The 10607-nt window shown below is 50.1% G+C and carries 9 protein-coding genes; 3 read left to right on the top strand and 6 right to left on the bottom strand.

Annotation, left to right across the window (positions count from 1 at the left end):
- Positions 1-129 precede the first annotated feature (129 nt).
- Positions 130-396, top strand: coding sequence for a DUF1778 domain-containing protein (locus FDW94_RS16725; protein WP_137377921.1), 267 nt, complete (start codon positions 130-132; stop codon positions 394-396).
- The gene (locus FDW94_RS16720) at positions 384-866 is read left to right on the top strand and encodes a GNAT family N-acetyltransferase (RefSeq protein WP_137377920.1); all 483 of its coding nucleotides are present in this window, start codon (positions 384-386) and stop codon (positions 864-866) included. The genes FDW94_RS16725 and FDW94_RS16720 overlap by 13 nt, the downstream gene beginning before the upstream one ends.
- Before the next feature lie 297 nt (positions 867-1163).
- Here FDW94_RS16720 and FDW94_RS16715 read toward each other — a convergent pair whose 3' ends face one another.
- The 6 genes from FDW94_RS16715 to FDW94_RS16690 all read right to left on the bottom strand — a co-directional run bounded on the left by FDW94_RS16715 (position 1164) and on the right by FDW94_RS16690 (position 8385).
- Positions 1164-2351: an outer membrane protein transport protein gene (locus FDW94_RS16715; RefSeq protein WP_137377919.1), complete on the bottom strand. Its 1188-nt coding sequence runs from the start codon at positions 2349-2351 to the stop codon at positions 1164-1166.
- Positions 2352-2443: 92 nt separating this feature from the next.
- A complete protein-coding gene (locus FDW94_RS16710) occupies positions 2444-3559 on the bottom strand; it encodes a DUF4056 domain-containing protein (protein WP_048235380.1) in 1116 nt (371 codons plus the stop codon).
- A complete protein-coding gene (locus FDW94_RS16705; protein WP_225280800.1) occupies positions 3560-4672 on the bottom strand; it encodes a BamA/TamA family outer membrane protein in 1113 nt (370 codons plus the stop codon).
- A 17-nt stretch (positions 4673-4689) separates the two neighbouring features.
- On the bottom strand, positions 4690-5628 hold the full coding sequence (locus FDW94_RS16700) for a porin family protein (protein ID WP_137377918.1): 939 nt from the start codon (positions 5626-5628) through the stop codon (positions 4690-4692).
- A 28-nt stretch (positions 5629-5656) separates the two neighbouring features.
- Positions 5657-6727, bottom strand: a complete 1071-nt coding sequence (locus FDW94_RS16695) for a BamA/TamA family outer membrane protein (protein ID WP_249358617.1) — start codon at positions 6725-6727, stop codon at positions 5657-5659.
- A gap of 44 nt (positions 6728-6771) precedes the next feature.
- Positions 6772-8385 carry a mechanosensitive ion channel domain-containing protein gene (locus FDW94_RS16690; protein WP_071446453.1) on the bottom strand — a complete coding sequence of 538 codons (1614 nt, stop codon included), beginning with the start codon at positions 8383-8385 and terminating at the stop codon, positions 6772-6774.
- 626 nt (positions 8386-9011) lie between these two features.
- Here FDW94_RS16690 and FDW94_RS16685 point away from each other — a divergent pair.
- Positions 9012-10604: an arylsulfatase gene (locus FDW94_RS16685; RefSeq protein ID WP_137377916.1), complete on the top strand. Its 1593-nt coding sequence runs from the start codon at positions 9012-9014 to the stop codon at positions 10602-10604.
- Positions 10605-10607: the final 3 nt, after the last annotated feature.

Raw genomic sequence — 10607 nt, 5'->3', positions numbered from 1 at the left:
CCCGCCAGCACTGGCGGGTTTTATATTGTTGCTTATCAGAGTATTGAGTTGAACGATGCTGTATAGCAGTTGCTATACATAAGCCTTATGGTATGCTTGTAAAGCAATTGCTATACAAGAGGCTTAATAATGAAATCAGATGTCCAGCTCAACCTTAGAGCTAAAGAATCCCAACGCGCGCTTATTGATGCGGCCGCAGAGATTCTACATAAATCGCGTACAGACTTTATTCTGGAAATGGCCTGCCAGGCGGCAGAGAACGTCATTCTCGAACGCCGAGTGTTTAATTTTAATGATGAACAATACGCTGAGTTTATCGAGATGCTTGATGCTCCGGTTGCCGAAGATCCCGCTATCAGGAAGCTACTGGCAAGGAAACCACAGTGGGATTTGTAACCGCACCAGAGCCGCTAACTCACATTCATCAATTGGCGGAATTTGTCAGCGGAGAAATTGTTCTCGATGATTGGTTAAAGCAAAAAGGGCTAAAAAATCAGGCTCTCGGCGCAGCCAGGACGTTTGTTGTCTGCAAAACAGACACGCGACAAGTCGCTGGCTTTTATTCACTGGCCACTGGTAGCGTCAACCACACAGAAGCAACAGGCAATCTTCGGCGTAACATGCCAGATCCAATCCCCATAATTATCCTTGCCAGATTGGCCGTAGATCTTTCTGTTCGTGGAAAAGGGTTAGGGGCCGATCTGCTTCACGATGCGGTACTGCGGTGTTACAAAGTGGCAGAAAATATTGGCGTGCGTGCCGTTATGGTGCATGCGCTCACAGACGAAGCTAAACGTTTTTATCTTCACCACGGATTCAAAGCATCTCAACTGCAGGAGCGAACTCTGTTCCTCAGGCTTTCATGATTGTAATGAGCAGAGGAGGTCAATGGCCAAACGTGGGCCACATGGGGACTTAACTGAGTACGTATCAAATTTCATTTAACATAATATACATTATGCGCACTAACGTAGATAAAGGCTGAATCTGATGTTTTATGGTCATCCTTGTGCTGCTCAATAATGACGCCTCAAAACCCTTTCAAGCACAGTTGCCTCAACAGCGCTAACAGTTCTGGATGATGGCTCTCGACTACAGCTGGTTATGCAAATAGCTGTTTTATGTCTTCTACAATTCCACCGCGACTCTCACTTCACTGAACATTAAAACTGATAACTGTAGTTCACACTGGCAAACCACAGATACGGATTATCGTAACTCCCCTGATAAATTGATGGTGACTGTACGTGGGACGACTGCATATGCAGATACGACACAGCAGCACCGATATTGCTTTGTGGTGTAATTTGATATTGCGCTCCGGTAGCAAATCGCCATTCATCACCGGTCGGCAACGTCAGCGCCACATCGCTTTGCGAATTATAGACTGTACTATCAAAAGCTACGCCCGCATTCAAACGCCATTGTTCCGTAGGTCGAAATTGCACACCTAAAGCTGTATGCCACGAATCCTTAAGACGACTGGACTTATCAACTTCTTGCCCGACCACCGTTATTTGCGGCGCGCCGAACTGACTCCAGTCCTGCCAGCCAAGATCGCCCATCACTGACCACTGTTTATTAATGTCATGAACCAGACTTAACATAATCTGCTGTGGAGCATGTACCTGCGCAGAAATAGGCAAATCGTATTCCACGTTCGGTAAGTTCGGGAAACGCGCTTTGCCGTCAATATCAAAATCGTACTCAGTTTTGCTGGTCCAGGCGATACCGGCCCGGGTTTGATTGGTCAGTTCCATCAATAATCCCAGACGATAGCTCATCGCCCAGTCATGATCCTTTTCTTTTTCATCGTTGCCATCAACATTTCGAGTGAGTGACAGAAAACCGTAATTGACGTTAACAGAGCCCCCAACGGAAACCCTGTCACTAAGCTTATAAGCCAGCGATGGACTGAGCGTCATCGCAACCATGGTGCTTTTCTTAATCAGCCGGTCGCCGGACCAATTGCCAAAATCGATCCCCAGACCGTAATTCCCGTATAGCCCAATACCAGCATAAAGATCGTCATTCACCTTCTGGGCATAGAATGCGCTGGCATTTGGAAAGAAGCGCATGATGTCACCGGGGCTTTTACGCCCCGTCTCGTCTTCAAGGGTGTAGGACACATCACCATCCATTGCCTGTAATCCACCGGTGAACATATGATCCGGAAGTCGCGTCATTCCTGCGGGGTTAGTCACGATGGTGGAGGCATCCTGCGCACGCGCTGCCTGCCCCGCCCCTGCCAAAGCCGTATCTTCGGTGCCTATTTCATAAAAATAGAGTGCGCTAGCTTGTGCTAACGGCGAACAAAAAAGACTAAGATAAATCAAGGTCAATTTTTTCATATGCCACCTGCAGAATTTCTTCATTATTGAAGTAGTTAGCGTCTGTAAAAGCGTAGCTCGCAGCATTTAAATTGTCAGGCAAAAGCACCGGATTAAAAGCGCGACTTGTGCATACGTTCGAGCTGAATTTTGTCTGCTTCACTCGCTGTGTCAGCCAGGGACTGAAAACTATCTGGTGCGTAATAAGTTTTCGGTCGCGGAAGCGATTGCATGGAAGTGCCCGGGTAAATTTGTAACTCGCCCAGGCGCGCAAGCCGATATCCTTCGATCACGGCAGGAAAAGTCAGTTGCAGTGGCGTGGCGTTCTCGTACGAAACTGGGGTTGGTAACCGGTTATGCTCAAGATTATAGTTACGCTTTAACACCAGAAATTTATCTGGAACCCTACGTTTACTGTTCCACCAGTCACCGTCCAATTCGCGAAACTTACGCTCAGTTTCAGTCCGGGTTGCGACGCCAAGTTGCAGTAAAACCCGCTGCAGTTCGCGATCCACCGCCGCGTTGTAGGCCGCAATGGATTCCACCCTGCCCTGTAAAATCACGTTGATGGCGATACGAGCACCCAGTAGATTTGAATAGAGATCTTCCGGGGAAAATGCAGAAATCTGCTCAGAAAAACCGGGAACAGACTCGAATCCATACCACTGTGCAATTTCGTGCCATTGAGCCAGTTCAAAGGCCAGATTCCCCGCCAACCAGGCGGCCAATGTGTAACGCTGCGCCATTGCTGCAGGAGGTGTGAAACCGTGTAGCTGTATCCGTCTGACGCCCAATTCTTCGCTGTAAAAAAAACGCCACTGTTGACCAAGTTTTGGATAAATACGAGAAAAGAGGTAAAAGGTGTTATCCGCCGTATCGCGAACGTGCGCTATGTCGATAAAACCCCCACGGTGGGTATAAAGCAGTCCGTTTTTTTCCTCACTCAGTCCAACGATATTTTTCACGGCCCCCAACGCACTATCGTTATAGTGATGACGCCCCAGTGAATCTAACGTTAATACATTGCCAATCTGGTAGACAGGGATCGGCACACCTATCGCCCTGACATGAAGATCATAGCCAAACGCGCAGCATGGGCGTAGTGACTCCGGCGGTGCTAAATGGCCGACAACGGGATATGCCTTATGCGCTTGTTTAAGAGTGAGGCCAGGAACTTCCGCGCAGGCAAATCCGGCTATCAGCAGTAAAAACAGAAATCCTTTAGCCATTCAGAATGCCTCCGCAATTTGAAAATAGAATCCTGCACTCTCTCTCCCAAAACCTAAATCCAGGCGGATATTCATGGCGGGCTTCACTTCAAAGCGATAACCGACACCCGCATTAGGTAAGATCGGATGATGTCCCATATCGTCAATGTTTCTGCCTAAAGCTCCTGCGCCCAACCACAACACGTAACCATGTCGCCAGTTGAGTTTTTTTCGATATTCCACCTGCCCACTTACCACATCCTTATCCCGATAACGCCCCTGGTAATACCCCCGCAGACGGCGGTCATCTCCGGCCATTGATAAACGATCCCACGGCACGTCTCCACGAGTGAAACGTCCCCATAAATCGAACGCCAGCACAGTCCTGTCATCAAGTAAAAGGTAACGATCGTATTGAACCTGTGCTGCCGTAAAATGAGTATCTGAACCAAAAGACGGATCAAACCAGGTGTACTCCAGCTTAAAATAGTGTCCATGCTGCGGGCGCGTGACAACGTCACGTGTGTCGTAACTCAGACTTACACTGGGTCCAGACGATAACGGCGATGTCTGCGCATTATTTAGGCTGAACACGTCCCCCTGATGCGGATCGTCAACGTCCGCCTGCATAGAAGAAAAATCCCAACCCGCGCCGAGATAAACGCGTTCAGCGATTTCTCGCATCAATACAGGATGCAAACTCACGGAGTTGTTGGTGTAATCCTGTTCATTACCCTGGGCTGCGTCGTAGCCAATGCCCCAAAAACCCGTTGGCACTTTGTTCACTGAGCCGTCCACAAACAATCGCCAACGGTCGTCGGTAAAAAAGGTATAACTGCTGATCCCCATTCCCAACGCCCCGCTGGCACTGACATAACCCGTCAAGGAAACAGAGGAGTTCTGAGTTGTTTTATCTGCCGCATCCACCCGGTAGATCCCCGCCACCGCCATGCCAAGACCCAGCTTCAGCTCTGGAGTGTAAAATGGCCCCGGCAACACGCTCCAGTTCACCCCTTTTGCCGGATCGTACTGGTTATCCGCACCCAGCTTCCCGAGGAAAGCGTCAATTGAGGGTTGATCCAATGTTAACGCCTCCGCAGACCAGGTCGTCAGAGCCAATAGCGATGTCAACATGACGCGATAACCGTTCATCAGAAGCGATATTCACCGGCAATAAAGAAGCTATTGCGTTCGTTAAATCCAAACTCCGTCAGGACGTTAAATTGTGGCGTCATTTCAAACTGAGTCCCCAGCAGCATGTTCCACGGAGAGGTCAGATTCTGTTTAACATCAAATCGCCCGTTGCCATCCTGGTTTACGGCCTGGATCAGTGGCTGAAGCTCAGCGGGCATATGCAGATCGGAGAGGCTACCCCTGAACTCCTGCTGCACGTTCTGGTACATACTCCCCACCCAGACGCTCAGATGCGATTCGCCCACCGGCCCCTGAAATTTAAAGCGATATCCAACACGGGGAGACACGGTAAGGGCTGAAATTTTGCCATCCAGAATGTCAAAATCAGTACGGGTATAGTTGGTATCCACCAGGGCAAACCAGTTTTCGTATCCTCCTGCCAAAGTAATACCGGTTCCCCAGGTTGTGCCTTTAAAATCGAGAACAAAATCAATATCCTGTAGCTCACCGCTCTGATAAAGCTGATGCACAGATGATGCGATAATGCGGTCAACACCGGTGTAGCGCGAAGGGTCTGCATCTACTGAAACATTCGAGACCGACGATCCGCGTGTGTGCCCTACCAGCCCGTAAATGTTCAAAAACGGGAAGACCCACATGTCCAGACGTAGGTTTTCAGTTTTGCTCTGTTCACGCGTATGGCCGGCATCAATATTGAACATATCGACAGGAATCGGGTGATTGCCAAGCGCCAGTCCGGAAAAACTGATGCTATTGACATCAATATTTTGCCGCATGTTCATATAGCTCAGGTTGATGCCAAACGGTAGCGGAATGGCATATCCCCGCGCCCTGGCCTCCTCGCCCCAAATCGGAAACGTGCTGGCATCAGTTTCAGTTGCGCTGGCCACGCCGGAAACCCACAGCAACGGAACAACCGCGTGGAACCATTTCATTATTTGTCCTCATTCATTCCGCTCATCCCTACAGGCCAGAGCCAACATTAAAATAAACTGCTTGTTCGTTATCGCTAAAAGCGACATCTACACCGGTACGCAGTCCGTATTCGCGCGCAATCAAATATCGAATACCGCTGCCCCAGGCCACTTCTGCGCTACGGTAAAGCTCTGATGTACTGTCTGCCGCACTTCCAGCACCGACAAAACCCAAAACAATCCAACGCGACGACATTTGCCAGGCTAACTGCGTCTGAACGGTACTCACGTCATCCCCCTGATAGCGATAGCGAGAGATACCACGAAGTTCGATATAAGGGCGCGCCATCGGTGGCAGATGTTTATCCTGCTGCGACAGCGTTTGATAGTCCCCTGCAAGTGAAAGCGTCCAGTCGGCGTTCAGTGGCAGGAAAAACTTGCCTTCGAGCGTCAGCAGGTCGTAGCGATAGTCGCCCCCAAGATAGTGACCGTAGAATTGATACTCGCCGCTAAGAGAAAGCCCGCGTCCGGGCCAAAAGAAGTTATCAGTTGTGTCGTATTCCGCTACCAACCCCAATGCAGAGGTGATGCTGCTTTCACCCAATAGCTGCCGCCATACCTGGTTGACGAGCGGATTATTGCGGGCAGAGATATCCATCTTTGCCCAGAACTGTGATGCTCCCAGAAAAACGGGAGAATCCCCTGCGCGAAAGAGAAGCTTTTGCATACCGCCATAACCGCGAGTTTCGGTTTCCACAGCCCGGTTATTGCCAAAGCCAAATACGTCACCGGAATATATATCCAGATTGACATCGGCATAGCCTCCTGCAACCAGATAGCGAATGTGGTCATCCTGCCAGGTGTGGCGATGCCCCCCACCTACAAACCAGGTACCGTTTTGCGTTCCGCCACCGCCAAACGCGCTCATGGCCGGAGGAATAAACTGCCCATCAACCTGTCGTCCCTTGCCATGCAGAAACAGACCGAACAGGCCGCCGCCATAACCAACGGCCGGTTCGGTAATAACCAGCGGAATCGGTAGAAAACCGTACGGGTTTTCTTGTAAATAACGGCTCATGTCCACCATGCCGTCTTCAGGATCAATAAGCCCTGTCGCCATAGCGCGCCAGCACAGCAGAGGAATTAGCAGAAAAAGCCAACGCATTATTTCCCGCCTTCTGGCGGTGTTGCTGGTGCGGTATACCAATTCTCTTTGGCCACCATCACGCTGTTTTCTGGCTGTAGCACAAAATTCGGAGACATAATCTGCACGTTAAATTCGTTGAAGACGTCCTGAATATTGCTGTGCAGTTCATTACGGGCATCTGCCAGTGATACATCCGGCAGCAGGCGCACCTGCAATTCATAGGAAATATACCAGTCCATCAGACTCAGCTGACGCACCAACGGCGGCTGTGAAAGATCGATTCCTTTGGCCCGCTTGGCTGCCAACTCCAGCATTGCGTGGACCTGGCGCCAGGGCGTGTCGTAGCCAATGGTAACGCCGACCGTCAGGTTGACGCCGCCGTTGGTGCTTTGCGCGCTAAGGTTAGTAATTTTTCCACTAACCACTACCGCATTTGGCACTGTGACCACGTAATTTTCACGAGTAATAATTTTGGTCGCGAGCATGCCAATTTCGCTTACCAACCCCTCGTTGTCCGCTACCCGAATCATGTCGCCTTTGCGCAGCGCGCGCGAATAGATCAAAACCAGTCCGCTCATTGCGTGGTTCATCACCCCGGCCGACCCCAGCGTGAGCATCAGGCCAAAGAAAACGCTGATACCTTTAAACGCCAGTGAATTGGCACCGGGCAAAAAGGGATAGGCTGCAGATAGCGCAAAGAGCCACACCACTACAGAGATTAACTTACGGGTTGCGCCCACGGTTTCTGGATGAATTCCAGGCAACTGCAAACGCCCTGCCTCCACCTGGTTGAGAACCACCTTAAGCAACTTCAGGATGAACGCCGTGATGAGAAAAATGATCAGGACGATCATCAAGCCAGGTAACGCTGAGACAATCGACAATGCAATATCACGCACTACGCGTACAGACCAGTCACCAAGGGACTCTCCCCAGACGCGCGTCCAGGGAAACAGGCTAAAGACCCAACTCAGCCAAACGTAAAGTGCAACGATACCCAGCAGGATCATCAACAGTGCGTACAGGCGTGTCTCGATAGCGCCGATAAAACGCCGCCAACTCTGGGGGATACAGCTTTTGTTCTCAAAAATGCGACGACGATAAACGCGTCTGACCCAACGCCAGGAACGGTATGCACCGAACCAAAACAGCACCAGTCCCACCAGACCAGCCACCGTTTTCACCGCCGACAGCGCCAGCCAGCCGCTGTTATACTGATCGCTCAATGCAGACCGCTGCGCCTCCATGCGCGCCAGTACGCGCTGCGCCGCCTGGTCGAGCGTAAGATCGTCTCCTTCGTCGAGATCGCCTTGTGTCAGCAACATCACCGGTTTACCGTTCATCACGATAAGCCTTCCCGGCTGGTTATAACGCGTGACCGATACAACCTGTAGCGGTTCGCGAACATCGGCTTCAGTGAAATTTCGTAGCGTATTGCGGATGCGCAGCACCCGCTCTTCTGGCGTGGTAAGGCCGAATTTCGCCTGGAGCATGACAATCGGTTGATGAAAAATATAAACCGTTCGCGCGCGTTCCTTTTCGGTGGGCTCCTGACGAGGTTCCGCCGCATATGTGTTAACAACCAAAGAGGAAAGAAAGCACATTAAAAAAGCGATCACAATCCTGTTCATATTCGCCACCGAAAACGCGAGAATTATCGTTATTATTCAAAAAGCCAACGCAAATTTGATTGCTTTTTTTAGCATAGACCAGCCTTTCACTTACGCAATGTTAGTGATAAAGAGATCTTCATTTCATGTGAAAGATGACATTGCCTTTCAAAGGTTCTTTTCCTCATCACTAAATATAAGCGTTCGATTATCCCCTCTGATAAAAAGGTAAATAACGTTTCCCTACGGGGTCAGTCAGCGTATCCACTCGTAAAGAAATAGCACCTCTTTGACCTGAATAGAGCATTTGGCAGCTATGTATCCGCGTGGCTTGCATAGCGTCCTGGTGCGTAAAATTAACTGCCAGTGTGTATTGAATCGATTCGGCATTATGTTGAAATCCAATAATGATAACTTCTTCCATAATTTATTATTAAATAACTTCCAGATGGAATAACCCCTCCGCCTTAATTAAGCTGCATTAAATTAATCACGATGCGAAAGATATGCCCTGCATTATTCATATTTTTGCAGGAATTCTCGAATAGTTATCTTGTGAAAGTAATTAACCTCCATTAGAAAAAATTTGGAGGATTTTTTTCGTGTCTATACTCAAAAGGCTTTTCTAATGAACGGAGTTCCCCACCATGCATAAAAGTGTCCCTTTTAGAAGGACGATGATTGCCAGTGTGCTAACGTTAGCAGCTGGCGCTGTGTCCACTGTTCATGCTGCACCGGCGACATCTACCGCACCGGAAAATGCGCCAAAGCAAGACTCATCTAAACCAAATATTGTCGTTATATTTGGCGATGACATTGGCTACTGGAACCTGAGTACCTACAATCAGGGCACCATGGGATATAAAACCCCAAATATCGACAGCATCGCTGCCGAAGGTGCCAAGTTCACCTCCTACTACGCTGAGCAAAGCTCGACCGCTGGCCGTTCTTCATTCATTACCGGACAAATGCCGTTCCGTACCGGGATGAGTAAGGTGGGGATGCCGGGTGCGCCGCAGGGTCTGCAAAAAGAAGATCCGACCATTGCGAACATCCTGAAGCAACTGGGCTACGCTACTGGCCAGTTTGGTAAAAACCACCTCGGTGATCGCGATGAATTCCTGCCAACCGCGCACGGATTCGATGAGTTCATGGGTAACCTTTACCACCTGAACGCCGAAGAAGAACCGGAGAACCCGGACTACCCGAAAGATCCGGCCTTCCGCAAAGAGTTTGGCCCACGTGGCGTCATTAAGAGCACCGCCGATGGCAAGATTGAAGATACCGGTCCGCTTACCGTCCAGCGTATGAAAACCGTGGACGAAGAAACGCTCGCTGCCAACAACGACTTCATGGAACGTCAGGTTAAAGCCGGTAAGCCATTCTTCACCTGGTTCAATACCACCCGTATGCATAACAAAACGCACCTGAAAGACGGGAGCATTGGTGCTACGGGCCTTGGAACCTACGCCGACGGCATGGTGGAACATGACAAGATGATTGGTGAAGTGCTGCAGAAGATTAAAGATCTCGGCATCGAAGACAATACGATCCTCGTCTATACCACCGATAACGGCCCAATGACGGCCACCTGGCCAGATGCGGGCGAAACGCCGTTCCGCGGCGAGAAGAACACCGGCTGGGAAGGCGGTTTCCGCGTACCGGCGATGATTCGTTGGCCGGGCCACGTCAAGCCAGGCACCATCGTTGACGGTATTTTCGGCAGTAATGACTGGTTCCCAACCCTGATCGCCGCTGCCGGTGATGCCAACATTAAAAACGAGCTGTTAAAAGGCTACAAAACGCCGTCCATTACCTACAAGGTGCACCTGGATGGCTACAACCAGCTCGACTACCTCCAGGGCAAAGGCCCGAATCAGCGTAAAGAATTCTTCTACTGGAGCGATGACGGCGATCTGCTGGCTATGCGCTACGAGCGTTGGAAAGTTCACTTTATGATTCAGGAACATACCGGTCTGGATCTGTGGAAATACCCGTTCACCAAGCTGCGTACGCCGTTGATCTTTGACCTTGAGGTCGATCCGCTGGAGAAAGGCAGCGACGGTATGGGCTACAACTCCTGGTTCTACGACCGTCTGTTCCTTATGGGCGGCGCGCAGAAATACGCGAAAGAGATGCTGGAAACCTTCAAAGAGTTCCCACCGCGTCAGAAACCGGGTTCGTTCACCATTTCCGACGCTTCGGCGATGCTGGAACAAGGCTCTAATATCAATAAATAACCT

This window comes from Citrobacter sp. wls757 (genome assembly GCF_005280935.1).
Classification (GTDB): domain Bacteria; phylum Pseudomonadota; class Gammaproteobacteria; order Enterobacterales; family Enterobacteriaceae; genus Citrobacter; species Citrobacter portucalensis.
This window is presented reverse-complemented; position numbering and strand designations above follow the sequence as displayed.

Excerpts from the sequence above, each read along its gene's own strand:
- FDW94_RS16690 (WP_071446453.1), bottom strand. The coding sequence starts at position 8,385 with ATGAACAGGATTGTGATCGCTTTTTTAATGTGCTTTCTTTCCTCTTTG.
- FDW94_RS16695 (WP_249358617.1), bottom strand. The coding sequence starts at position 6,727 with ATGGCGACAGGGCTTATTGATCCTGAAGACGGCATGGTGGACATGAGC.
- FDW94_RS16685 (WP_137377916.1), top strand. The coding sequence starts at position 9,012 with ATGCATAAAAGTGTCCCTTTTAGAAGGACGATGATTGCCAGTGTGCTA.
- FDW94_RS16700 (WP_137377918.1), bottom strand. The coding sequence starts at position 5,628 with ATGAAATGGTTCCACGCGGTTGTTCCGTTGCTGTGGGTTTCCGGCGTG.
- FDW94_RS16710 (WP_048235380.1), bottom strand. The coding sequence starts at position 3,559 with ATGGCTAAAGGATTTCTGTTTTTACTGCTGATAGCCGGATTTGCCTGC.
- FDW94_RS16725 (WP_137377921.1), top strand. The coding sequence starts at position 130 with ATGAAATCAGATGTCCAGCTCAACCTTAGAGCTAAAGAATCCCAACGC.
- FDW94_RS16715 (WP_137377919.1), bottom strand. The coding sequence starts at position 2,351 with ATGAAAAAATTGACCTTGATTTATCTTAGTCTTTTTTGTTCGCCGTTA.
- FDW94_RS16705 (WP_225280800.1), bottom strand. The coding sequence starts at position 4,672 with ATGTTGACATCGCTATTGGCTCTGACGACCTGGTCTGCGGAGGCGTTA.